The organism is Arthrobacter sp. Soil763 (genome assembly GCF_001428365.1).
GTDB lineage: Bacteria > Actinomycetota > Actinomycetes > Actinomycetales > Micrococcaceae > Arthrobacter.
The window spans coordinates 1-23,435 of record NZ_LMSH01000006.1; the positions used below are offsets into that span (position 1 = coordinate 1).

Sequence of the window (23,435 nt, forward strand, 5' to 3'; positions counted from 1 at the left end):
CTTGCCCTGCGGGTAGACGGGCCTCCGTCGGCCGCCGAGCAAGCAAGCTTGCCAGCAACAAAAAAACAACGGGGGAGCAGGGGAGCTGGCCGGTCACCTAAGCCGCCCCACTCACCCCAACTTCTCGGACAAGAAGGAGCAACACCATGAACGCCACACCCACCCTTGAAATGCTCGACCCGGCCACCCTGACCGTGGACATCAACGTCCGCAAGGACGCCGCCCTGACACCGGATTTCATTGCCAGCATCAAGGAACACGGCGTGATGGAACCCGTCATCGCCCACCGCAAAGACGACGGCGTGGTGCATGTCCTGATGGGACAGCGCCGCACCCGGGCGGCTGTCGAGGCCGGGCGCGCGAGCATCCCGGTGATGATCACCGAGTCTCCCGAGGAAGCCGAACGGATCGTGACGCAGGTGGTGGAGAACATCCAGCGCGCCGAGCTGACGGAAGCGGACGAGGCAGAGGCATACCACCAGCTGTCCCTGATCGGCGTTTCAGCCGCCACGATCGCCAAAAAGACCGGGCGGACCAAGACGACCGTGGAGAGTGCCCTGAAGGCCAAGTCCACCGACACCGGATCCGCCGCCCTGGGCAAGGGATACACGATTGAAGCGGCCCTGATTCTGGCCGAGTTTGGCTCCGATGAGGAGGCGGTGGAGGAATTGGAATCGGTCATCGCGGACGAGCCGGACATGCTGGCCCACGTCACCCAGCAGTTGCGGGACCGCCGCGACCGCGCGGCCGCCCTCGCGGCGCTGACAGCCGAGCTGGAGGCCGCCGGGACCACCGTGGTGGAACGCGCCGGATACGACGGCGACAGCGAGAACGTCCGGGTGTCCTCGCTGAACCGGGCAGACGGGGAACCGGCCACCGAGGAGGACGCCAACGCCGTGCACATCGTCACGTCCTACAACGGCCATCACTCCACCGTCCCGGTCGTGGCCGGGTGGAAGGAGCTAGGTTTTACGCTCCGGTACAACGGCTACGGCGCATCACCGGCGAACAAGGGTCCGATGACCGAGGAGCAGAAGACCGAGCGGAAAACCCTGATCGAAAATAACAAACTGATGCAGTCGGCTACTGTGGTCCGCCGCGACTTCGTGAAAACCCTGCTGGCGAAGAAGCAGCCGCCCAAAGGCTGGCAGCACTTCACCGTCCACGCCATCACCCACCACCCCGAAACGGCCAGCGGCTACGAAGGAACCGTCGCCGCCGAAATGGCCGGAGCCAAGACAGGGGAGACCTCGGAGAGGTGGGGCTGGAACCCGTTGCGGGACCACGTAGCCAAATCCACGGGCCGGCCCGAGGTATCCCTGATCGCCCTGGTCTGCGCAGGGTACGAGAAGACCATCACCAAGGACTCATGGCGGTCCCCGAACATACGCCACATCGACTACCTGACCCGGCTCGTTGCCTGGGGGTACACGGCAAGCCCGGTCGAGCAGATCATCCTCGACAGCGCCGCACCCGCACAGGAACACGAAGCCGCATAAGAGCCCCTTGCCGGGCGGACCCCCGCCGCCCGGCAAGGCCTCCGGCCACCCACCACATGAGGGTCAGGTACCTTCCAGAGGTCGGGCGGTCCGCCGCGCGATGCGAACCAAAGTTGCTGGTCATCAGCGGCGGACCGCCGTTTGACGCGACCACCAGGAACCATCCAGGTGCCGCGGCTCCGGCCGGCAGACCACGCGACCCGCAACGTGGCACCACGCGCACAATACGATGACCCGTCAGCCGTTCAGGCTGGGTACAACATTCAGCTAAGCTGGATCACAGATTTCCTTTGTCCGAGGAGCAGAAAAGGACCGGCTACCAGGCCGGTCCTTTTCTGTTTAACCGCACGCACCCGGACGGCAACGCGGACATCCCATCCGCAAATCTCTCCGACCCGGCCCGCTCCTTACGGAGACTGTGCACAGCCACCGCTTACCCAGGGTGACGTGCGCCGGGGAGGGTGACGTGGTGGTTGTGTGCAGCCGGTCAGGTGGGTCCCGTCGTCCAGATGTGTGCGGGAAAAGCCCGCAGGAAATAGCTTTTGCCGTGCCCATGTGGGCGAGGGGTTGCTACTCCGAGACGCCAGCCACGGGAGCTGACTCTTGCGTGGTCTTCCGGCCCCGAGGACGCCCGCCGGCCTTCTTGGCCGGAGCGTCCAGGCCGAAGCCGCGCAGGTCGGACTCGGTCCAGTCTGCGCGCAGGGCCGCCTGGTAGTCCTTGGCGTATTTCTGTTCCGCCGCAGAGAGCAGCTGAGCAGCTTCCTGAACCTCGACACCGCTGGCTGCGGCCTGCTTGACGGCGTTTACTTTGGCGTCTCTGGCGGCGTCGATTTTTGCGGCGGCTTTTGCGGCGATGTCGTTGATATCCATACCCAGACCCTACCGGCCACCGCTGACAGTCGGAAGCAGGGTTTTCAGAAGCCCCGCACACAGGGCGAAAAACATACAAAGCCGATCGTCCGGAGCAAGCTATACATTTGCACGGGTGTAAATGGGCGTGTCCTGCACGGCTCCTGCGTCGGCGTTTGGCACACTGGCTTGTGGGTCCCCGGTTGGGGTCGCTGCGCTGGGCCTTTGATTGGGGGATTGGGATGTCTGATGAGGGGAACGCTCACCGTCCCAATCTGTCGCGCCGGCGTCGTGAGAACACGCCCGCCGGGAGTAAGAAGCGGCGTGACGTGTGGGTCACGGTGGAGGAAGAAGCTGCCCTTGTTGCCAGGGCGGAGCGGGAGAAGGTGACTGTCCCGAACCTGCTGATTTCGTCGGCACTCTCGTCGCACTCTGATTCACCGACGGAGCGGCGTGCCATCGCAGCTGAGCTCATGTCTCTGCACAATCTGCTGGCGCGTTCGTCGAACAACATCAACCAGCTCGCGCGCCAGGCGAACGCGACCAGCGAGTTTCCATCTGAGGCCCGCGAAGCGCTGAAGCACATACGCGCGGTGGCGATGCGGATTGATGACGCCATTGATGGGTTGATGTAGGGATGATCCCGAACATTACCCGCGGTTCGCGCATGGCCGGCCTGATGGTTTACCTCGCGTCGACTGACGCTGATAAGACGAAGAACTCGCACAGTGAGCCGCACCTGGTTGCGGGTGATGCGGCCATTATGGCGTGGTACGACGATGGCGTACTGGACCGCAATGATGCTCTGGCCATAGCCAAGCACCTGGACCGGCCGCGAAAGATGTTCGGCGTCTCGGTGCAGATCAAGGACATGCAGTGGGACGCGGCCAAGAAGGAGCGAGTTCACGTCGGTCACAAGGATGCCAGCGTATGGCACTGCTCCTTGAGCCTGCGTGCCGAGGAAGGTGCATTGACGGACCAGCAGTGGGGCGATATCGCCAATGACTTTGTGGACTCCATGGGGTTCACCGAAGCCAGCGGAAAGGCTCGCTGCCGGTGGGCGGCGATCAACCACGGGACGTCCGAGAACGGTAACCACCACATCCACATCGCCGTGTCCCTAGTCCGCGAGGACGGGACCAAAGCCTCCACGCACGGTGACTACAGACGAGCCCAGCAGACGTGCCGTGAGCTGGAGGTTAAGTACGGTCTGGAACAGCTCTCAACCGTGCACGCCACCCGCGGCTACGCCCAGGCGGAGAAGGCGACCGCTGCCCGGGATGACCGCGAAATGCACCGTTCCTCGTTGGCCCGGAAAGTACGAGCCAGCGCCAGTGCCTCAGCAACGGAAGCTGAGTTCGTCCGCCGAGCCCGTGACACAGGACTGCTGGTCCGGCCCCGCTACGCGAAAAACACCACGGACGTCATCGTCGGGTACTCCGTAGCCGAACGACCCGGACGCGGGGAGCGTCCGATCTGGTTCGGCGGCGGCACCCTCGCTTCCGACTTGAAGCTCGGTGCTCTGCGTGAAGAATGGATGGACTCACCGCACCTGGCTACGGAGGCTGCAGCGGAATGGAATGCAGCTGCCCGCAACAAGCGGAAGGTGTCGAAGGCCGGGCCCGAGAACGCAACGCCACCAGCGGAAGCGTGGGTTGAGTACACCCGGAACGCGACGGCACTGGCGGACCAGCTGCGCACTATCCCGCGGGATGATCACGCGACCTGGGCGAAAGCAGCGCGTGAGGTTTCCGGCGCGTTTGCCGCCTGGTCTTACCGGCTGGAACCGACGCCGGGGCCGCTGGCCGCCACCGCTGCTGAACTGTCCCGCACAGCCCAACTGCGGGCTCCCCGGCAGCACAGTAAACCTGTCGCTCTACCGTCCATTGCCGGTACGGCGATGTTGTTCATGGCCGCCTCGAGTAAAAGCAAGACTGCAGCACAGACCGCACTCATGGTGCAGCTGATCAACACCGCCTTCGCGGTGTACGAAATGCACGCCCAGTCCGGCCGGACCCGCGAAGCCCAGCGCATCCGCTCGGTGGTCGAGCACCAGCTGGCCCCGTTCACCGGAACCATGCCGAAGGCTGTACCGGTGGGGGCTGCACAGCAGCCTTCTACCGAGGCAGCAATGCCAGCCAGGGCCGTTGATATTGCTCGGCGCGGGATGGTGCCCATCCGTCCGGGATCAGTGGTGCCGACGACTCCAACGCCGGCAACGCCGGCCAAAACCTATCAGCCCAGCCGAGGCGAGACCGGGCCGGGACTCGACCGATAAATCACTACCAAGTGCAAGGGGAACACCATGAGTGAATCAGACGGAATGGATGACGTCGTAGACGGCGGCTTGCGGCAGACGCTGATGATGGCCTCACGTATTGCCGAGACCATTGCCCGACGCCGGCAGGAATCCCAGCGGCAGCAGGAACACCTGGACGCCCAGGCAGCGCACGAAGCCCAAGCACGGCTCGCCGCAGAACGCAGCGCAGCCCACGCGGCCCTCGCACCCGTGGAGAAGGAGCAGTGGTGGGACAAAGCGCAGCCCAACGACATTGCCACGGCACACGCGGTCGCCGAGGGCTGGAAAGACCACGACCCCACCGCCCTGGCAGCCTCCGAAAAGATCCGGCATGAAGTCCTCGCCCGGTATGGCATCGACACCCACGACGTCGGCGCAGATGCCGCGTATCTGGAGTCGGGGATCCAGACCATCGCCACCGAGAATGCGCGCCTGGATGCAGTCGCCCTCAACTGGGAGGCACAGCGCAAGGCGGCCGCCGAACACGAGAAGGCGATGCAGCTACTCGCGGCTGCCCGGGCGGAAGAACTCCGCGCCCAAGCCCAGAAGCTGGCACCGGAAATCGAACGCCACCAGGTACCCGTCGAATACCTGGCCAACCCCGAGCTGGCACAGGCATTGCAGCGGGCTCACAACGCGAAAGCCCCCAAAGCAACTTCGGCGGCCGACGCAGAGATTAAGGAACGCATGTTCCTCATCGGCAAGGACGGCGTGAACGGTCCTGACATTGACCAGCTGCGCAAAGAAACCACCACGAACATCAACGGTGCCGGCGACTCCCACTTCAAGGACCCCGAGTTCGTGAAAGCAGCCAAAGACATGCACGAAGCCAAGCTCCTGGCAGAAGGTGGCTTCAAAGGCTCCCAGTGGGCATCAATGGAACACCGGTACGAACGCGCCGAGAAGGAACTCTTTACCCGCCTTGAAGGCGTCGGACGAGAGATCGAAAACCGAGTCACCGGCAACGACAGCAACCGCTTGAAAGATCAGGGCCTCAAAGCCGAAACCGAAACCGCGTCGGCCACCGGCTACGGCTCAGCTGCCCATCACGAAAAGTTCGCAGAGTCACTGGAAAACAGCGGGGCGAACGAAACCCAGGTCCGGGGCCGCCTAGCGGCAGCCCGCAGCGAAGGCACCCACCCCAGCGCAGCCGTCACTATGGGCAAGGGCGCAGCCAAAGCCCGAAAGTCCCGCACTGGGGCAGCAGTAGGGGCTGAACGAGGTAAAAACGGCCTCAGCCGGTAGACACAGCGCAACTGTGTGACGGGGGCTGCCCAGAGGCAGCTCCCGTGGGGGGAGTTGCACCATATGGCGGCGGCATATTGCTCCGGCACTGCGTAATTCGGGGAATGCTCCGGCGTGCTGCGCTGAAGAGTTGGCCTGACGTCCTTGGGTCCAATGACATGGGAACAACGACGAATTGGTGTACGTTTCAGTCTCGTCAGAAAGAACACCGTAGAAAACGTCAGAAATGAGAAGCACCTAAAGTGGCAACCGATTACGACGAAGTCCGCTCCGACGTCAAGGAATCCCAGGACCGTTCCCTGGAGGCCCTGCAGTCCGCGAACGCCCCGGATGCACGCAGCGTCGTCACTGAACTGGACGAAGCGGATGCACTCGATGAGGGCCTGACCCCCGGGGGAGAGATCGTCGCCGAGGAGCTCGTCGTTCAGGTCATTCCCCAGGCCGCGGACGAGTTCACCTGCTATTCCTGTTTCCTCGTCCGGCACCGGTCCCAGCTCGCACGCGAAAGCGACGGCCACTCGTACTGCATCGAATGCGAAGGTTAGGAAGTTCCTTCGCGTGGACGCAGCATCTGAGAGCAGTCCGGCAGCGTGACGTATTTCCCGAGCGCGGTGTTTGCGGAATCCAGGCAGCGCGGGGGAGAGGCGTCACCTTGGGGGTCGCTTCTGCGGCTCGAGTGGCGCCTGCTCCCGGGAGAGTAGTGTTGCGGGTCAGGCTGCCTGGGTAGCCGTTGCTGCCAGGGACGCGGCGGTGTCGGGGGCGAGGATGCTCAGCCTGTAGTCGGACTGGAGCGGATCGACGCGGACCGGCAGATGGTGGGACTTCGAGCAGGCCCGGAGTTCTTCCAGCGCGTCGGGTTCGATCCGGGCTCGGGTCATATCGAGCTCCAGGGTCATGCCCGCGGTGAGCGAGTTGGCGCGCTTCATCACGTCATACAGGCCGCGGACGCTTTTGGACGTCACATGACCCTGCGCGGCAACCTGGGCCGTTGCGCAGTCGAGGTCCACCCGGACCAGCACCCGAAGCTTGTCTGTCACGAAAATTGTCTCCGCTCTAAGTCGGGGGCCACGACGCTGTGGCGCCCCGGACAACCACAGACCAAATGTGATCCACGCAACACCTGCCGGTGTGATCTCATGCCAGAGAGACGCGAACCCGAAGAAGCCGCGCGCTCAACAAGTTCCTGAGCGAATAGAAGCTGCACCGGCGCCGGGTTTTCCGAGTGCGGTAAGCAGCCATCCAATGGCTATTGGCTCCCTACAACCTGTCCTTCTCTTCCAGCCCAGTACTAGCAATGTCTACTGATATCTAGTGTTTTGTTATGGTTCTACATATTTCCCTAGACATTCGTAGAGATGAGGCTGCATGGACCCGGTACTCCCGAATGACGCAATCGGTCAGCTGCTCTCCCGTGACGACAGGGACCAGCGCCTCCTGTCCCTCTCGGCGACGGTACTTGAGCTTGAAGAACGTGCCAGCATCCGGGATGCCCTGGACCAGGGCGCGACTCCCGACCTCGGGGACAGTGCCTCCAGGGAGGGCCGCCTGGCGGAGGTCCTTTCACGGCTGACGGGGCAGCCCATCTGTACTGAGGACGCGTTCGGGCATATTAGCGCGGCGGCGGGGATCGGGTCCCAACGCCCCTACCCCAGGCTTGGCGCGGCCGCCAGGTCGCGGACTGCGCAGCTCTGGCTTGCCTCCGGCTCACCAGTCCGCGAACCGCGAAGGCTTGTTGCCCTTGCCCTGTTGCACGACGAGGTGTTGGGGGCTATTTGCATGCTGGAAACGGACAGGCCGATAACAGCCGACAACGTCTTCGCTTTGAAGTATGCGGCGCGGCTCTTGGAGGTGGAGTTGTCGCACCGCCGCAGCCTGGCACGGCTGGAACAACGGCTGGGGCGCGACCTCGTGGACGAACTGGTGTCCGGAATGGATGGCGCAACCGCAGTCGTTCGTACGGAGGCCTTGGGATATGACATCAGTGGTCCGCAGCACGTCATCGTGGCGGAGTGGCAGCCGCCAAGAACTGACGATACTGTCGTGGTCGCACTGCGCAGGACGTTCGCGGAACTCCGCTTGTCCGCGCTCGTTTCACGGCGCTCGGACATGGCTGTTGCCGTGGTCAACGGAGATCCGTTGGGTGCCGAGGTCTTTTCCGTTATCGCCAAAACCCTGCGAAGTGCCACCGGCGCCGTGGGCATCGGCGGTCCAAGCCAGGATATTGCCCAGATTCCGCGCTCCTTCTCGGAAGCCCTGCACGCGCTGCACATTCGGGCCGGTTCAATCGATCGGTACGGCGCCACGCGCTTTGATCAACTGGGGATCTACCGCATCTTGGACACGGCCGGGGGGAAACCGGATCTGGCCGGTTATGTCGACGAGTGGCTCGGCACCCTTCAACGCACCGACGACAGCCGGGGGTCTGACCTGGTGCAAACCCTGGCCCAGTACCTGGACCACGGCGGCAACTATGAGAATACGGCCGAAAGCCTGACCATCCATCGAAGCACCCTGCGTTACCGCTTGAAGTCCATCCGGCAGATCACCGGCTTCGACCTTGCCGACCCCGAGACCCGCCTGAACCTGCACGTCGCAACGCGCGCATGGCGTCTTTGCCCGCACGGCGCTCCTTTTCACGTCCCCTAGCCAATGCTCAAATTACCGGCCGAATGGGCCGCGGGCTGCGCAGAGCCGACTGACAGTTTCGAAAATGGGCAGTCTTTTGGCCGGGCCGAGCGACCTTGATTCAACGGGGGCAGACGGACATCCAGTTTGCTGGTCATAGACACCGAACCATAGGAGGCCGGGCTTGCCGGAACAATCGGGCGACGTGAACCCCAACTGTGCCCGTACGCTTGGCGTGCTCGCCGAACCGGAGGTCACCGCCGAGTTTGCCGAGCGCAACGGACGCGAAGTGGGCCATCTGCTTAACCTTGCGGATGAGAGCCACAACTGGTCCGTGGTGATCGAGTACCAGGATTTTACGGCCGGCGAGGGGCTGGCGCCGATGCTGGACGCCTTGGCGAAGCATCGGATCCGCCGCGCATGGGATGTCATGGTCTGCCTGACCGATCTTCCAATTCGATTGGAGGGCCGGACCGTGGTCGCGGAAGTTGCGCTTAGAGAGCCGGTCTCCCTGGTTTCCTTGCCCGCGCTCGGCGCCGTCAACATCGACCGCCGGGTCCGTACCGCCGTCGCCGATCTCGGCTGGGCGATGCACCGCCACTTCGATCCCGACGATGACGCCGTAGAATTCGGCCCGCCCTCGCTAAACCAATCCAGGCGTATTGAGACCGCTGTTCTTGACGACGGGCCGATCGGGTTCCGCTACGTCTCAGCAACCCGCCTCGGCCGAGGACGGCTGCTGGCGGGCATGCTGCGGGCGAACCGTCCTTGGCGGCTGGTCTTCGGATTGAGAAGCGCAATGGCTGCCGCGATCGCCACGGGCGCCTTTGGGCTCGTCACGGACACTATCTGGCAACTCGCAGACCTGCTGGGCGCGCCGAGGCTGACGTTGTTGATGGTCCTTTCGATCGGTTCGATGGTGATCTGGATCATCACCCAGCACGATCTGTGGGAAAGCCCCAGGCGCAACGATTCACTCGAACGATACAAGGCTTCCTTGTACAACGTCTCTACAGTGTGGTCATTGATCATCGGCGTCGTGATCAGCTACGTCCTGCTGTTCGTGGCCGTGCTGCTCGCCGCGGCGTTCACTATCGACAACGCCCTCTTGGCGCTGATCCTGCAACATCCCGTAACTGTCTGGGACTTTGCGGAAGTCGCATGGATGACGACCTCGGCGGCGCTCATCGGTGGTGCGCTGGGTTCGGGATTCGAGTCAAAGGACGACATCCTTCGGGCGGCGTACGGCCAACGGGAACGTCATCGGCGCCAGTCGGCCGACGAAGGCGAATAATCCGGCCTTGCCGGAGACGGCCCAGCCTATCCTCGTTTCGCTTCTCCCACCGTCGCCTTCACGGCGTGCCCGGCCGCGATAAGGCTCGACCTCGGGTCGTTGGCCGGCTTGTTGCCTGCGGAAGGATGCCAGGAGGTCAGTCAGGTTGTGACCGGCGGCCGGAGAACCGACGGTCAGCGCGCCCCAGCTGACCGGCCGGGGGTAGAATTTATTGGCGATCGAGAACCCTTGCAACACGAACACCCTATCTGTTGCAACGACGCGGCGCCTTGAACCTCGGTTTCGCAACCCAAGCCCGCGGCGGGCAGCCTGTCCGTCTGGGCACTCAGGTAGCCACCGTCGACGAGTGTTTCGAAGCCATCATGGGCGAGCGGGGCATTGCGTTCACCCAGGCCTCCACCCAACGTTTCTACGACCGTCCGGGGCTGTCTTTCATCCCGGTCAGAGACGTCCCGCCCTCGCCGCTGTCGATTGCATGGCGCACTGACGTCAATGACGGGCTGGCACGCGAGTTCGTGGAGACCGCCCGGACCTTGGCCTCCTTCGGAGGCGTGCCAAACCTCGTCGACTCCCCTCTGTGGCTGTGACAGGTTTATATGGCCCCGGCAGGACGGTTATTTCCGGCCCCACTTCATGACTCGCCGGGCACCTGTGGCGGTTATTTGTGGCCCCACCTTCAACGTTGGATTCATCACTGGATGGATGCGGCGGAAGGCTGGTCTGGATGGAGTCGAGAGTGGAGTTGTTCGCGCGGATTCGAAGGGACGCCCGGGTTGAGGGCCTGTCGGTTCGTGCGTTGGCGGTTCGGTACGGGGTTCACAGGCGAACGGTAAGGCAGGCACTGGATTCAGCTGCCCCTCCGGAGCGTAAACAGAGACAAGGCGTGTCCTGGAGGCTGGAGCCCTTCAAGGGCGCGATCGATGCGATGCTGACCGAGGACACGACGGCGCCGCGGAAGCAGCGCCATACTGCACGCAGGATTTTGGCCCGGCTCATCGAAGAGCACGGTGCGCCGGAGCTGTCGTATTCGACGGTGCGGGATTATGTGCGGGTCCGCCGCGCCCAGATCGATGTGGAGGCCGGCCGCCGGGTTGAGGTGTTCGTTCCCCAGGAACACGCCCCCGGAGCGGAAGCCGAGGTGGACTTCGGTGAAGTCTGGATCATGCTGAACGGGGTGAAGACGAAGTGCCACATGTTCATCTTCCGGTTATCACATTCGGGCAGGGCCATCCACCGGATCTACCCGACCCAGGCTCAGGAAGCCTTTCTTGAAGGCCACGTGGAGGCCTTCAAAGTTCTGGGCGGCGTCCCGACTAAACATATCCGCTATGACAACCTCACCAGTGCTGTAACCGCTGTGGTGTTCGGCCAGGGCCGGCAGCGCCGGGAGAACGACAGATGGGTGTTGTTCCGTTCCCACTACGGCTTCGACCCCTTCTATTGCCAGCCCGGCATCGCCGGGGCCCACGAAAAGGGCGGGGTTGAAGGTGAGGTGGGCTGGTTCCGCCGCAACCGGCTTTCACCGATGCCGGTTGCTGACTCCCTGGACGAGCTCAACGACCGGATCCGCAAATGGGAAGCCCAGGACGAGGACAGGAGGATCAATGACAGGATCCGCACCATAGGCCAGGACTTCGAGATCGAACGGCCGTTCCTGGCCCCGTTGCCGGCAGAGGAATTTGATCCGGGTCTGGCGCTGAACCCGAGGGTCGACAGGTCCTCGATGGTCACCGTCCGGATGGTGAAGTATTCCGTCCCGGCCCGGTTCATCGGCCGGAGGGTCCGGGTGTCATTGCGGGCGTCCGAGGTCGTGGTGTTCGATGGCCGCACCGTGGTCGCCAGGCATCAGCGGCTCGCCGCCCGGTCCGGGCAGTCGGTCCAGCTGGACCACTATCTCGAGGTCCTCAAAACCAAGCCCGGCGCCCTTCCAGGCTCCACCGCTTTGGCCCGGGCGCGAGAGTCCGGGACGTTCAGCAGCGCGCACGAGGCATTCTGGGCCGCCTCCCGCCGGGTCAACGGCGACGCCGACGGGACCCGTGAACTCATCGACGTCCTGCTCCTCCACCGGTCCATGGACGCCTGCGACATCCACGCAGGCATCGCCGCGGCCCTCGTAGTGGGCGCGGTCAGCGCCGACGTCGTCGCGGTCGAAGCCCGCAGACACGCCACGACATCTTGCCGGGGCGGGGCCAGTTCGGACCGTCATCCCCGTGTTCATGCTGAAGAGAAGGTGCAACGAGTTGTCAGTCTCACCCAGCGCCGCCTCATGGACCCCGTCGCCGTCATCGCCGGGCTGCCACCTGATAGCCGGCCCCTGCCATCGGTCCGCGCCTATGACGAGCTGCTGGCCAAACGTTCGGAACACCCCGCAGGAACCGCGTCAAAGGAGAACATCTCATGAGCCCCACCGCACCGGCGACCACCATCACCCCGGCCCTGCGCCGGCGGCGAGGCCTGACCGAACAGGCAGCGGTTGCCGCCGTGGACCAGGCCTGCCGCCGACTGCGCCTGCCCACCATCCGGGCAGTCCTCGATGAAGGCCTCGCCGTCGCGGGGAAGGAACAACTCTCCTACCAAGGCTTCCTGGCCGAACTGCTGCTGGCCGAGTGCGACGACAGGGACCGGCGCTCCTCGATCCGGCGCGTGAAAGCCGCGAACTTTCCCCGGGACAAGTGGCTCGGGGACTTTGACTTCGACGCGAACCCGAACATCAATTCCGCCACCATCCACACCCTGGCCACCGGAGAATGGATCCGCAAAGGACAACCCCTCTGCCTGATTGGGGACTCCGGAACCGGCAAATCCCACCTGCTCATCGGACTCGGCACCGCCGCCGCGGAGAAGGGCTACCGAGTCAAATACACCCTCGCCACCCGACTCGTGAACGAACTCATCGAAGCCGCAGACGAGAAGGTCCTGGCCAAGACCATAGCCCGCTACGGCCGCGTGGACCTGCTCTGCATCGACGAGCTTGGCTACATGGAACTTGACCGTCGAGGCGCCGAACTCCTCTTCCAGGTCCTCAGCGACCGTGAGGAGAAAAACTCCATCGCCATCGCCTCCAACGAATCGTTCTCCGGCTGGACCAAAACCTTCACCGACCCGCGCCTCTGCGCCGCCATCGTGGACCGGCTGACCTTCAACGGCACCATCATCGAAACCGGCACCGACTCCTATCGCCTGGCCCATGGCATCGCGCGTAGAAGTTCGGAACAGGTGAACAACCCCGCTGCAGGAACCCAAGGTCCCCACGGAGGTGAATCCGACCTCATGCCACGGGCGCCGGCAGGCACTCGGTGACTCCCCTCGAAACTTTCCCCAAAAGTAACCGATACGGCATCCGCGTGGGGTAGTTTGATCGCTATGTTGATCGGATTCAAGAATTTCATCATGAAGGGCAACGTCGTAGACCTTGCCGTCGCCGTCGTGATTGGTGCCGCCTTCGGTGCCGTAGTCACGGCCCTAGTCCAAAGCGTTCTCATGCCGTTCATTGCGGCCCTGGTCGGATCTCCGAACTTCGATAGTTTCGCCGTCGTGACCCTCAACGGAAACGACATCAAATTCGGTGTCCTGCTCACGGCAATTGTTAACTTCGTGCTCGTGGCGGCAGCCATTTACTTCGTCATCGTCGTGCCCATGAACCACATGGTCGAGCGCCGCAACCGGCGCCTCGGCATCAACCCGGACGTCAAGGAAGAAGCGGCCGAAGACCCCCAGATTGCCCTGCTTACGGAAATCCGGGATTCCCTCCGGCAAGACCGCAGGCCCTAATCAAGCCGGCGTACCCGAACCCCGCCAAAATCCGCTGTCAGCGCTGAACCGCGGCGCAATTGCTTCGGCACGCTCACGTTCCACAGACCGACGCTGCGATAGCGTGTCTCTCAGCGGCGCAGGGATAAATCCGGGCGTTCGTGCAGCCGCAGGCTGGCTGGGCTTGTTTTCCGTCATCGATGAAAGGACATGAAAATGGCTGTTTCGATTGAATTGGGCAAGGCATTGGACAAGGGCTACGAGAACTCGACTCTGGACGAGGTCCTTTCGGCCCCGCCCTCGGCTCTTGCCGGACTGACCGAAAAGCACGACGAACTGCTTGCCGGTATGGGAATCAAAACCATCCGCGATCTGGGAAGCAACAAATACTTCGCTACGGCAGGGGTACTGGTCGCACTCTCCGGCAAGGTTGGGTAGTCGGTCTGGACTGTTAGCGCGTCTAACTGAAAGGGTCCGGCCCGGCGCACGCCGGGTCGGACCTTTTCCATTCCAGAATGGATTTCTCCCACTCAAGAGATCTGACATGCTAGCAACGACGGCGCCCCGACTCCATACCCCCGACCGGCATCTGCCGTTCCCCCGGGCGATACAGGAACCCTTAGCCAACCGGTGCGAAAACCGTCCCGCGAGCCCGAGACCCACAACAACGTTCCGTGAACCTGGGGCCACTTTCAATCGCCCCTCTGGGGCCAAAAATACTTGACACAATCACCTCTGCCTGCCTCGCTATCCTCTTCGCTCCAGTCCAATTAGCGCGGCCCATAAGGGACGACGGCGGGAAACCGTACGCCGTCGTCCGCTGTTCTTCAGCTACTTCGTGAGGGCCTCTTCCAACCAGGACCTCAGCACGGGGGCTGGAGCTGCGCCGGCCTGCCTCGCGACGATCTTGCCGTCGACGATAACCATCAAGGTTGGCACTGCCTGAATCGAGAATCTGGCCGAGAGCTGCGGCGAGTGGTCCACATCGACCTTCACAAGTTTGATCTGCCCCGCCCGTTCGTGTGCCAACTGGTCCAGCACCGGGCTCACCATCCGGCAGGGTCCGCACCACACCGCCCAGAAGTCCACCAGTACCGGAACACCGGACCGCTCGGCGATCTCGCCGAAGTCGTCGTCGCCCGCTTCAACCACCCAGGGAAGCTCCCGGTGGCAATTCCCGCAGCGTGGCCGGCCTTCGGCGGCAGCCGGAACGCGGTTGGATTTGCCGCAGTGGGGACACTTGATGATTGCCTTATTCATGCGGTTCCGGCCTCTTCCATTTCCCTAGTGGTGTAGTCCACCGAGAGCTCACCGTCGGCTGCTGTCACCGTCACGACTCCCCCCTCGGCGATGCTGCCGCGCAGGAGGGCCCGGCCCACCTCCGTTTCCACTACACGGGAGATAAAGCGGCGCAGTGGTCGGGCTCCGTAGATCGGATCGAAGCCACGTTCGGCAATCAGCAGGCGCGCCTCCTCGGTCAGGTGCAGTTCGACCTGCTGCTCGGCCAGGCGCTGCCGCAGCTGTTCGAACTGCAGGTCCACAATGCGTTCGATCTGCGGCAGACCGAGAGGCGCAAACAGCACGATATCGTCCACTCGGTTCAGGAACTCGGGGCGGAAGTGGCCCCGGAGTTCGCCCATCACCAGGCTCCGTGCCTGCTCGGTGATCGTTCCGCCTTCGGTGGAACCCTCAAGGAGATATTGGGAACCGATATTGGAGGTCATGATGATCACGGTATTGCGGAAATCAACGGTGCGGCCCTGGGAGTCCGTAACCCTGCCGTCGTCCAGGACCTGCAAAAGGGTGTTGAAGATATCCGGGTGCGCCTTTTCCACTTCGTCGAACAGCACCACCGAGTACGGTTTGCGGCGTACGGCCTCGGTGAGCTGGCCACCCTCGTCGTAGCCGATATAGCCCGGAGGGGCACCCAATAGCCGGCTCACGGTGTGGCGCTCTTGGTACTCGCTCATGTCCAGCCGGATCATCGCGCTTTCGCTGTCGAAAAGGGCAGCGGCAAGAGCCTTGGCGAGTTCGGTCTTGCCGACGCCGGTCGGTCCCAGGAAGATGAACGATCCGATGGGCCGACGCGGGTCGCGGATGCCGGAGCGGGCGCGGATGATGGCATCCGTGACCGCACTGATTGCTTCTTCCTGGCCGATTACGCGGGCGCGCAGGATCTCGTCCAAATGCAGTACTTTCTCACGTTCGCCCTGCTTCAGCCGTGTCACCGGTATGCCTGTCCAGGCCGCGACGATGTCGGCGATCTCGTCCTCCGTCACCACCTCGCGGAGCAGGCGTTTCTCCCCCTGTTTCGCGGTCAGCCGTTCCTCCTCGGCGGCCAGGCGCCGTTCGAGGTCGGCGAGTCTGCCGTAGCGTAGCTCCGCTGCCCGGTTGAGGTCGTAGTTCCGCTCTGCTTCCTCAGCGTCCTGCCGCACCCGCTCGAGTTCACTGCGGATTTCCTGCAGCTTGCGGATCGCCAGGCGCTCGGCTTCCCATTGGGCCCGCTTCGCGTCGGCCTCGCCGCGTAGGTCCGCCAATTCGCGCCTCAGCTCCTCGAGCCGGGTCTTGCTGGCCGGATCGGACTCCTTCGACAGGGCCGCCTCTTCTATTTCGAGCCGCGTGACCTTCCGGGTGAGCTCATCCAGTTCCGCCGGCATCGAATCAATCTCCGTCCGCAGCCGGGCGCACGCCTCATCCACCAGGTCAATCGCCTTGTCCGGGAGGAACCGGTCAGTGATGTACCGGTGGGATAGGGTGGCTGCAGCCACCAGAGCACTATCCTGGATCCTTACGCCGTGGAAGACCTCAAGCCGCTCCCGGAGCCCGCGAAGAATGGAAATGGCATCCTCCACGTCGGGTTCCTCAACCAGGACCGGCTGGAAGCGGCGTTCCAGAGCCGCATCCGATTCAATGTGTTTGCGGTATTCGTCGAGCGTGGTCGCCCCGATCATGTGGAGCTCCCCGCGGGCGAGCATCGGCTTGAGCATGTTCCCGGCGTCCATCGACCCCTCGCTCGCTCCTGCCCCGACGACGGTGTGCAGCTCGTCGACGAAGAGCAGGATCCTTCCCTCCGCCGCCAAGACCTCGGCGAGCACCGCCTTCAGCCGCTCCTCGAACTCGCCGCGGTACTTGGCACCTGCCACGAGGGCGCTCAGGTCGAGCGAAAAGATGGTCTTGTCCTTCAGCCCTTCCGGCACGTCCTGGCGGACGATCCGTTGGGCCAGTCCCTCCACAATGGCCGTCTTGCCGACGCCTGGCTCCCCGATCAGTACCGGGTTGTTCTTGGTCTTGCGGGAAAGTATCTGCACGACCCGCCGGATCTCGGCGTCGCGGCCAATGACCGGATCCAGTTTTCCGGTGCGCGCGTCCGTCACCAGATCGCGGCCGTATTTCTCCAGCGCCTCGTACGTCTGTTCCGGTGTCGCGGACGTGACGCGCTGGTTTCCCCTGATCTGCGTCAGGACCGAGAGAAACGCCTCGCGGGTGATGCCGTGCTCGGCCAGCACCCTGCCGGCCGCCGTGGACCGGCCTTCCTCCGCCAGCGCCACCAGCAGGTGCTCCACCGAAACGTACTCGTCCTTAAGCCGCTTGGCTTCCCGTTCAGCAGCATCGAGGAGTGTGCCCAGCCTGCGGCTTACATACACCTGGCCCGGCGCCGCCCCCGGTCCCGTGACCTTCGGCTTGCGCCTCAGCTCTGCCTCGACCGCCGTCTTCAACTCGTTCACGTCAACCTGCATGCCCACGAGCAGCCGCGGAACCAGTCCCCCCTCCTGCTCGAGCAAGGCCGCCAGCAGATGCTCGCCGTCCGTTTCGGTATGGCCGTGTTGCTGGGCGATCCGCTGGGCCGCGGCCAAGGCCTCCTGCGACTTCTGCGTCAAACTCTCCATATTCATCGCGAAGTAGTCCTTTCCACCTGCGTGATTTCAACCAATCGTCGTTCAAGAGCGTCCACCCGCGCCAAGAGGTCCAGTACCAACGGTATTGCCGCGTAGTTCAGCGACAGCTCCGCGTGCAGCCGCAGGACCCGGGCGATCAGTTCCGGGGTTCGCGGACTGAACCAGGGTCCGCCGGGAGCATCACCGCCTAGCGGTCGAATCAGATCCAGCTCCACGAACCGCCTGACGATGTCGGGGTGGACGCCGCTGCTGCGTGCCACCGCCTCGAGATTCAGGCGCCACGGGTAGGCGAGAGCATACACTTCGCTCATTGCTCCTCCCTCGGGTTGAAGTCGGAGGCGCTGGCGAGTTTCTCGTACAGCTTGCGCTCTTCCTTGCTAAGGCTCGGGGGGACCATGATCTTGATCTCCGCATACAGGTTCCCCGGTAATCCCCGCGGGTTGGGCATGCCCTGCCCCCGCAGCCGCAGCCTGCGGCCGCTGGAGGAGCCCTCGGGTACGGTGATCGTCACCGTCCCGGCTGGCGCCTTTGCCTTGATCTTGGACCCGAGTGCGGCTTCCGAGGGCGTCACCGGGAGGTCGAAGTAGATGTCCCGGCCTTTTAGCCGGTACCTGGAGTCGGGCTGGATCCGCACGGTCAGTAGGAGGTCGCCGGGTGGGCCCCCTTCGCGGCCTGCCGCGCCTTCCCCGGCCAGACGGATGCGCTGCCCATCCAGCACACCGGGTGGCACGTCGACGTCATAATTGCGGGTCTCACCGTCCGGCTGAGCGAGCCTGATGGTGCGCTTTCCGCCACGGACAGCTTCCTCGAGGGTCAGCCACAGCTCTGCTTCGTGGTCCGCCCCGAGGGCCGGGCCCCCTGCCTGTTGCCGGAACCAGCCGCCGAGCAGATCCTCCCAATCGACGTCGCCTCCCATCTCGACGTCGACGTTGCCGTACCCGCCGCGTCCAGGACGCGGGCCTGGCCGGGGGCCGGGCCGCGGGCCGCCGGAACCCCATCGCCCGCCGCTGCCCCCCGTGCCGGCGGCGCTACCGGCGTACTGCCGGTAGTCGGCGCCAAACCGGTCATAGCGCGCCCTGGTTTCGGGATCTGACAAGGTGTCGTAGGCCTCGCCGATCTCCTTGAACTTGTCTGCGGCATCCGGCTCGCGGTTGACGTCCGGATGGTATTTTCTTGCCAGTTTGCGGTAGGCGCGCTGGATTTCGTCGGGCTTCGCTGTGCGCGGGACGCCGAGAACCGAATAGTGATCCTTAGCCACGGTCGGGGGTCACCGCCCGGCTCACCACGACGGCGGCTGGCCGGAGAGGGTTGTCCGGGCCACCGTAGCCAGGACGCAGCACGCTCACCAGGGTCCCGGGGGGAACGTCGTCAGTTTCCACCACACTGACAACCTCATGGACGCGCGGATCGAAGGGGACGTTCTCGGCGTCGATCCGTGGATAGCCCAGACGGGCCAAGGTATCGATGGCCTGTTGCCGGATTGCGGCTATGCCCTCCACGAGCGGATCCTCCGCACCCGCCGGTGCGTGGGCCAGCGCCAGTTCCAGATTGTCCAGGATCGGCAACCATGCCAAGGAAACCGCGGCGCGCTCCTGGGCCCGTTGCTGCGTGCCGTCCCTAACGGCGCGCTTGCGCAGGTTGTCGTTGTCGGCCAATGCGCGACGCCACTGGTCCTCCATTTTGGCCAGCGCCTCCGCCTGTGCCGCCCCTTCGGTTTCCTTTACAGCGGGTGCGGCCGCGGCTGCCTCGTCACTTCCTGGATGGGCCTGTTCAGCCGGCCCTGCCTCGTCGCTCATGGTCATTCCTAGCCACGATCGAATTCTGCATCGACTATGTCATCGTCATCTACGGCGTTTGACGCTCCGGGTTGAGATGCGGCTCCCTCGGCCGCCCCTGCAGTGGCCGCGGAGGCAGCCGAGGCATTCAGCGCCGCCTGCAGTTGCTGAAGCTCGGAGATGAGTTCCCTCGCGGTGGACACCTCCGCCTGGTTGCTGACCGCGTCGCGTGCCTGCCCGATCAGCAGTTCCGCCCGGGCTTTGTCGTGCGCCTGGACCGCGTCACCGAGTTCGTTCACCGCCCGCTCAACGCGGTAGGCCACCGCATCGAGCTCGTTGAGGGTATCGATCCGCTCCCGGTTCTGCACGTCCTCGTTCCTGTGGGACTCGGCCTCGGCAATCATGCGCTCGACTTCCTTGGCGTCGAGATTGGAGCCCTCACTGATGGTGATGCCCTGCTCCTTGCCCGTGTCCTTGTCGCGCGCCGTGACATTCAGGATGCCGTTGGCATCGACGTCGAACGTGACCTCCACCTGCGGTTCCCCGCGAGGCGCTGGCCGGATATCGCTCAGCTGGAACCGTCCCAGCACTCGATTATCCGCCGCCAGCTCACGCTCGCCCTGCAGGACCACCACGTCCACGGCGGGCTGGTTGTCCTCGGCGGTGGAGAATACTTCGCTGCGCCGGGCGGGGATGGTCGTGTTGCGTTCGATGATCTTGGTCATGACGCCGCCGCGGGTCTCAACACCCAGGGAAAGCGGTACAACATCCAGCAGCAGGACATCGGACACCTCGCCCTTGAGCACGCCGGCCTGGATCGCCGCACCGATGGCCACCACTTCGTCCGGATTGACGCTCATATTCGGCTCTTTGCCGCCCGTCAGCCGCCGTACGAGGTTCTGTACCGCAGGAATGCGGGTGGAGCCGCCCACGAGAATCACTTCGTCGATGTCATTGGCCGTGACCTTGGCGTCCGTCATCGCCTGCTGCACCGGCCCCATCGTGCGCTCGACGAGGTCGTGGGTAAGGTCTTCGAAGACGGACCGCCGGATGGTGGTGGTCAGGTGCTTGGGGCCCGTCGCGTCGGCCGTAACAAAGGGAAGATTGACCTGCGTCTGGGCGACAGAACTGAGTTCAACCTTGGCCTTCTCGGCCGCTTCAAACAGGCGCTGCAATGCCTGGGGGTCCGTTCGGAGGTCGATTCCGGTCTCCTTCTGGAAGTCATCGGCGAGGTAGTCGACAAGTCGCCGGTCAAAATCGTCGCCACCGAGGTGTGAGTCGCCCGCGGTCGAGCGGACCTCCACCACCCCGTCACCGACGTCCAAGAGGCTTACATCGAAGGTTCCGCCGCCGAGGTCGAACACCAGCACCGTCTCATGCTCACGCTTGTCAATGCCGTAGGCCAGAGCCGCAGCAGTGGGTTCGTTGATGATGCGCAGGACTTCCAGCCCGGCAATCTTGCCCGCGTCCTTGGTCGCGGTGCGCTGTGCGTCGTTAAAGTACGCGGGAACCGTAATAACGGCCTCCGTTATCTTTTCGCCCAACTGCTTCGCGGCGTCGTCCACTAGCTTGCGGAGGACGAGCGCGCTCACCTCTTCGGGTGCGACCTTCTTGCCCTGAACCTGAAAACGCGCCACGCCGTTGTCGTCCGCTACGACGTCGAAACTCACGGCCTTGGCTTCATCCGAGATCTCATCATAGTGCCGGCCGATAAACCGCTTGGCCGACGTGATGGTTCCCTTGGGGTTCAGAATCGCCTGCCGTCGGGCCAGTTGCCCCACAAGCCGTTCCCCGCTGTCCGTGTACGCCACAACTGACGGAGTGGTCCGGGCTCCTTCCGCGTTGGGTATGACGCGGGCTTCCCCGCCTTCCCAGACGGCGATCACCGAGTTGGTTGTTCCGAGATCAATTCCTACTGCTTTGGCCATGACTCACTCCGGTCCTAGAGGGCGCGACCGGTCCTGTGACGTCGTCCGCCCAAGGTTGCACCGCATGACTCCACGCCCTGCTCGGCCACGAGGCTCTACGGGCTTTGTCATGGGGTCTTGTAGCGTTTAGTCTGCCCCGTGGACGGGAGCGACGGCACGACCCTCTAGGTCCAAATATGCTCCAGGGAATTGACCTCTCAGGCCTAGTCCTCAGGCGTATCCTCGACGATGCTGCGGTAATTCGGGGATTGGCCTTTCGGCTCGCCCACGAATCAGTTCCTCAGGTGGGGTCAGAGACTGCAGGTCAAACCAGTGGGCGGTCGATTAACAGCCGAGGAGGTGCTTGCCAGGGCCGTACCTTGTTCCTGGTTGACGTTCCTGGTTGACCTGGCGGATCCAATTGCCGGAGATTTTTAGGCGTCCCGGGGCCATGCGGACGCGACAGCGCCGGAGGAGACTCGACCTGTTATTTGTTTCCGTAGATAGCCAGAAAGCGACAGGAATCCAATGAGTACGAGCACAACAGCGGCCGCCGAGGCAACGGCCTTGCTCCCGGCGCCGGGACACAGGCGGGCGTGGGCCGCTGTCCTCGGCGCGGGGGTACTCATATTCGGGTCGGGGTGCACCGGGCCTGCTCCGGCTCCGGCTCCGGCATCCCAATCCGCCAGCGCTGAGGGTTCCAGTTCCACCGGGGACCTTTCGGTCGTTCCTTCGATCGTAAGAGAAGTCGAGCCTTCTGTAGTCACGATTCAGACACCAGGCGGCATCGGCAGTGGGGTAATCTACCGCAGCGACGGCACCATCGTCACGGATGCCCACGTCGTGGAGGACCAACAAAAAAAGCCATTCGAGAGCGTCCGGATCCACTTCGCGGACGGGTCTCAGGCGTCGGCCACCGTCGTCGGTGTTGACGACTCAACCGACGTGGGAGTGTTGAAGGCTGACCGGGACAACCTTCCAGCCGCCAAGTTCTCGACGGCGCTCCCCGAGGTCGGGCAGCTGGCGGTCGTTATCGGCAGTCCCCTCGGGCTGGAGCAGACCGTCACGGCGGGCATTGTTTCCGCTCTTCACCGTAATATGCCACCGTCCGAGGGATCGCCCCAGGGGCTTATCGACCTTATCCAGACAGACGCGCCCATCTCCCCGGGCAATTCCGGTGGCGCCGTAGTCAACAGCAGCGCGGAGGTCATCGGGCTCTCAGTAGCGTATCTGCCGCCCAGCTCGGGCGCAGTATCGATCGGCTTCGTGACTCCCGCGGCCACCGTGACCGACGTAGCGGACCAGATACTCAAGAGCGGAGTAGCCACGCACCCGGTCCTCGGAGTAATTCCGACCGACATCACTCCCGAGGTCGCAAACCGCTTTGGCCTCCCCACAACCTCGGGCGCGCTGATCATCGAAGTTGCCAAGGGAGGGCCGGCCGCCAAGGCGGGGCTGCAGCCAGGAGACATCATCACCCAGTTCGACGGGCAAAAGATCACCAGTGTGACCGACCTCCTTGCCGCTGTCCGCAAGAAAGAGCCCGGCCAGCAGACGGACGTCGGGTTCCAACGCGGACAGGAAACAAAATCAGTGAAAGTCACACTGGGAAGCACGTCAGGATAAACCCGTTCGTGTGGTCCGGCCGGCAATATTACGATTAATCCAATTCCAGAAACAGAGGTGCGGCCATGTCCGACCCAATGGCACAACAATTGTTCAAGGGATCCGGAACAGCGTTGATTATCCGGGGCATTGCGGCCATTCTTTTCGGCATCCTGGTTGTCCTCTGGCCGGGTGCCTCCGTACTGGCACTGGTGATCCTCTTCGGAATCTACGCTGTCTTTGACGGCGTCACCAGCATCGTGCAGTACGTCACGCGCAAGAGGCGCCGGTCCGTCTGGCAACTAGTGGGCGGCATCATCTCCGTGCTCGCGGGTATTATCGCGTTCGTGTGGCCGGACATCACTGCCCTGTCGCTGACGCTCGTCATCGGCGTGTGGGCGGTTATGCTCGGTGCCTCCCAAATAGTGCTGGCCTTCGAAGTTAAAAAGACCGTCGGCTCGTGGTGGCTCTGGCTGATCACAGGTATCATCACCACCCTTTTCGGACTCTTCCTGGTGATTCTTCCCGGCGCAGGCATACTTAGTCTCCTCGGGCTGCTTTCGTCCTTCGCAATCGTCCTAGGGATACTCCTGATCGCCTCCGGTGTCGGACTGCGCAGGTTGGGCGGAAGCCCTGATTGATGGCTCTCGATGGGCTGAAAGGCTGCCTGCGGGGCCGGATTTCGGGCCGC

General features: G+C 63.7%; 21 protein-coding genes and 1 pseudogene. 14 read left to right on the plus strand and 8 right to left on the minus strand.

The features are described from left to right. The first annotated feature begins 146 nt into the window (after positions 1–146). Entirely contained in the window at positions 147–1,499 is a 1,353-nt protein-coding gene (locus ASG71_RS15575) for a ParB/RepB/Spo0J family partition protein (protein ID WP_056741003.1), read from the plus strand. Positions 1,500–2,069: 570 nt separating this feature from the next. Here the strand turns inward: ASG71_RS15575 and ASG71_RS15580 are convergent. Then, positions 2,070–2,369, minus strand: a complete 300-nt coding sequence (locus ASG71_RS15580) for a hypothetical protein (protein ID WP_056741005.1) — start codon at positions 2,367–2,369, stop codon at positions 2,070–2,072. Between the two features lie 221 nt (positions 2,370–2,590). Between ASG71_RS15580 and mobC the strand changes: the two genes are divergently transcribed. The 4 genes from mobC (at position 2,591) to ASG71_RS15600 (ending at position 6,437) form a co-directional block, all read left to right on the plus strand. Further along, positions 2,591–2,983 carry a plasmid mobilization relaxosome protein MobC gene (gene mobC, locus ASG71_RS15585; protein ID WP_200948017.1) on the plus strand — a complete coding sequence of 131 codons (393 nt, stop codon included), beginning with the start codon at positions 2,591–2,593 and terminating at the stop codon, positions 2,981–2,983. 2 nt (positions 2,984–2,985) lie between these two features. Further along, positions 2,986–4,626, plus strand: a complete 1,641-nt coding sequence (locus tag ASG71_RS15590; protein ID WP_056741010.1) for a relaxase/mobilization nuclease domain-containing protein — start codon at positions 2,986–2,988, stop codon at positions 4,624–4,626. A 27-nt stretch (positions 4,627–4,653) separates the two neighbouring features. Further along, positions 4,654–5,892 (plus strand): hypothetical protein, encoded by a 1,239-nt coding sequence (locus ASG71_RS15595; protein ID WP_056741012.1) that lies wholly within the window; start codon positions 4,654–4,656, stop codon positions 5,890–5,892. A 242-nt stretch (positions 5,893–6,134) separates the two neighbouring features. Further along, positions 6,135–6,437, plus strand: a complete 303-nt coding sequence (locus ASG71_RS15600) for a DUF4193 domain-containing protein (RefSeq protein ID WP_056741014.1) — start codon at positions 6,135–6,137, stop codon at positions 6,435–6,437. 165 nt (positions 6,438–6,602) lie between these two features. Here ASG71_RS15600 and ASG71_RS15605 read toward each other — a convergent pair whose 3' ends face one another. Then, a complete protein-coding gene (locus tag ASG71_RS15605) occupies positions 6,603–6,929 on the minus strand; it encodes a hypothetical protein (protein ID WP_056741016.1) in 327 nt (108 codons plus the stop codon). A gap of 739 nt (positions 6,930–7,668) precedes the next feature. On the opposite strand from ASG71_RS15605, the gene ASG71_RS15610 reads away from it, so the two are divergent. From ASG71_RS15610 to ASG71_RS15640, 7 genes and pseudogenes are all read left to right on the plus strand, one after another. Next, positions 7,669–8,538 carry a PucR family transcriptional regulator gene (locus ASG71_RS15610; RefSeq protein ID WP_235564157.1) on the plus strand — a complete coding sequence of 290 codons (870 nt, stop codon included), beginning with the start codon at positions 7,669–7,671 and terminating at the stop codon, positions 8,536–8,538. Between the two features lie 163 nt (positions 8,539–8,701). Beyond that, positions 8,702–9,811 (plus strand): hypothetical protein, encoded by a 1,110-nt coding sequence (locus ASG71_RS15615; protein ID WP_056741018.1) that lies wholly within the window; start codon positions 8,702–8,704, stop codon positions 9,809–9,811. Between the two features lie 269 nt (positions 9,812–10,080). Beyond that, positions 10,081–10,398 (plus strand): hypothetical protein, encoded by a 318-nt coding sequence (locus ASG71_RS15620; protein WP_056741020.1) that lies wholly within the window; start codon positions 10,081–10,083, stop codon positions 10,396–10,398. Positions 10,399–10,535: 137 nt separating this feature from the next. Next, a complete protein-coding gene (gene istA, locus ASG71_RS15625) occupies positions 10,536–12,212 on the plus strand; it encodes an IS21 family transposase (protein ID WP_056741022.1) in 1,677 nt (558 codons plus the stop codon). Next, positions 12,209–13,000 (plus strand): annotated as a pseudogene (istB, locus tag ASG71_RS15630) (IS21-like element helper ATPase IstB); the annotation flags it as partial. The gene istA and the pseudogene istB, both read left to right, overlap by 4 nt. Before the next feature lie 174 nt (positions 13,001–13,174). Next, positions 13,175–13,582: a large conductance mechanosensitive channel protein MscL gene (mscL, locus tag ASG71_RS15635; RefSeq protein WP_056741024.1), complete on the plus strand. Its 408-nt coding sequence runs from the start codon at positions 13,175–13,177 to the stop codon at positions 13,580–13,582. Between the two features lie 195 nt (positions 13,583–13,777). Next, positions 13,778–13,999 (plus strand): hypothetical protein, encoded by a 222-nt coding sequence (locus tag ASG71_RS15640; RefSeq protein ID WP_056741113.1) that lies wholly within the window; start codon positions 13,778–13,780, stop codon positions 13,997–13,999. Between the two features lie 393 nt (positions 14,000–14,392). Here ASG71_RS15640 and trxA read toward each other — a convergent pair whose 3' ends face one another. Genes trxA through dnaK form a run of 6 tightly spaced genes read right to left on the minus strand, consistent with a single transcriptional unit; the run spans position 14,393 to position 21,160 of the window. Continuing rightward, positions 14,393–14,821, minus strand: coding sequence for a thioredoxin (trxA, locus tag ASG71_RS15645; RefSeq protein ID WP_056741026.1), 429 nt, complete (start codon positions 14,819–14,821; stop codon positions 14,393–14,395). After that, positions 14,818–17,454 (minus strand): ATP-dependent chaperone ClpB, encoded by a 2,637-nt coding sequence (clpB, locus tag ASG71_RS15650; protein WP_056741027.1) that lies wholly within the window; start codon positions 17,452–17,454, stop codon positions 14,818–14,820. Before clpB ends, trxA begins: the two co-directional genes overlap by 4 nt. Beyond that, positions 17,451–17,768, minus strand: coding sequence for a chaperone modulator CbpM (locus ASG71_RS15655; RefSeq protein ID WP_056741029.1), 318 nt, complete (start codon positions 17,766–17,768; stop codon positions 17,451–17,453). Before ASG71_RS15655 ends, clpB begins: the two co-directional genes overlap by 4 nt. Continuing rightward, entirely contained in the window at positions 17,765–18,715 is a 951-nt protein-coding gene (locus ASG71_RS15660) for a DnaJ C-terminal domain-containing protein (RefSeq protein WP_056741031.1), read from the minus strand. Before ASG71_RS15660 ends, ASG71_RS15655 begins: the two co-directional genes overlap by 4 nt. Further along, positions 18,708–19,253, minus strand: a complete 546-nt coding sequence (locus ASG71_RS15665; protein WP_056741114.1) for a nucleotide exchange factor GrpE — start codon at positions 19,251–19,253, stop codon at positions 18,708–18,710. Before ASG71_RS15665 ends, ASG71_RS15660 begins: the two co-directional genes overlap by 8 nt. Before the next feature lie 8 nt (positions 19,254–19,261). After that, positions 19,262–21,160, minus strand: coding sequence for a molecular chaperone DnaK (gene dnaK, locus ASG71_RS15670; protein ID WP_056741033.1), 1,899 nt, complete (start codon positions 21,158–21,160; stop codon positions 19,262–19,264). Between the two features lie 507 nt (positions 21,161–21,667). Here dnaK and ASG71_RS15675 point away from each other — a divergent pair. Then, positions 21,668–22,765: a S1C family serine protease gene (locus tag ASG71_RS15675; RefSeq protein WP_235564159.1), complete on the plus strand. Its 1,098-nt coding sequence runs from the start codon at positions 21,668–21,670 to the stop codon at positions 22,763–22,765. 65 nt (positions 22,766–22,830) lie between these two features. After that, positions 22,831–23,385, plus strand: coding sequence for an HdeD family acid-resistance protein (locus ASG71_RS15680; protein WP_056741037.1), 555 nt, complete (start codon positions 22,831–22,833; stop codon positions 23,383–23,385). Positions 23,386–23,435 lie beyond the last annotated feature (50 nt).

Excerpts from the sequence above, each read along its gene's own strand:
- ASG71_RS15575 (WP_056741003.1), top strand. The coding sequence starts at position 147 with ATGAACGCCACACCCACCCTTGAAATGCTCGACCCGGCCACCCTGACC.
- ASG71_RS15580 (WP_056741005.1), bottom strand. The coding sequence starts at position 2,369 with ATGGATATCAACGACATCGCCGCAAAAGCCGCCGCAAAAATCGACGCC.
- mobC (WP_200948017.1), top strand. The coding sequence starts at position 2,591 with ATGTCTGATGAGGGGAACGCTCACCGTCCCAATCTGTCGCGCCGGCGT.
- ASG71_RS15590 (WP_056741010.1), top strand. The coding sequence starts at position 2,986 with ATGATCCCGAACATTACCCGCGGTTCGCGCATGGCCGGCCTGATGGTT.
- ASG71_RS15595 (WP_056741012.1), top strand. The coding sequence starts at position 4,654 with ATGAGTGAATCAGACGGAATGGATGACGTCGTAGACGGCGGCTTGCGG.
- ASG71_RS15610 (WP_235564157.1), top strand. The coding sequence starts at position 7,669 with ATGCTGGAAACGGACAGGCCGATAACAGCCGACAACGTCTTCGCTTTG.
- istA (WP_056741022.1), top strand. The coding sequence starts at position 10,536 with ATGGAGTCGAGAGTGGAGTTGTTCGCGCGGATTCGAAGGGACGCCCGG.
- mscL (WP_056741024.1), top strand. The coding sequence starts at position 13,175 with ATGTTGATCGGATTCAAGAATTTCATCATGAAGGGCAACGTCGTAGAC.
- ASG71_RS15640 (WP_056741113.1), top strand. The coding sequence starts at position 13,778 with ATGGCTGTTTCGATTGAATTGGGCAAGGCATTGGACAAGGGCTACGAG.
- trxA (WP_056741026.1), bottom strand. The coding sequence starts at position 14,821 with ATGAATAAGGCAATCATCAAGTGTCCCCACTGCGGCAAATCCAACCGC.
- clpB (WP_056741027.1), bottom strand. The coding sequence starts at position 17,454 with ATGAATATGGAGAGTTTGACGCAGAAGTCGCAGGAGGCCTTGGCCGCG.
- ASG71_RS15655 (WP_056741029.1), bottom strand. The coding sequence starts at position 17,768 with ATGAGCGAAGTGTATGCTCTCGCCTACCCGTGGCGCCTGAATCTCGAG.
- ASG71_RS15665 (WP_056741114.1), bottom strand. The coding sequence starts at position 19,253 with ATGAGCGACGAGGCAGGGCCGGCTGAACAGGCCCATCCAGGAAGTGAC.
- dnaK (WP_056741033.1), bottom strand. The coding sequence starts at position 21,160 with ATGGCCAAAGCAGTAGGAATTGATCTCGGAACAACCAACTCGGTGATC.
- ASG71_RS15675 (WP_235564159.1), top strand. The coding sequence starts at position 21,668 with ATGAGTACGAGCACAACAGCGGCCGCCGAGGCAACGGCCTTGCTCCCG.
- ASG71_RS15680 (WP_056741037.1), top strand. The coding sequence starts at position 22,831 with ATGTCCGACCCAATGGCACAACAATTGTTCAAGGGATCCGGAACAGCG.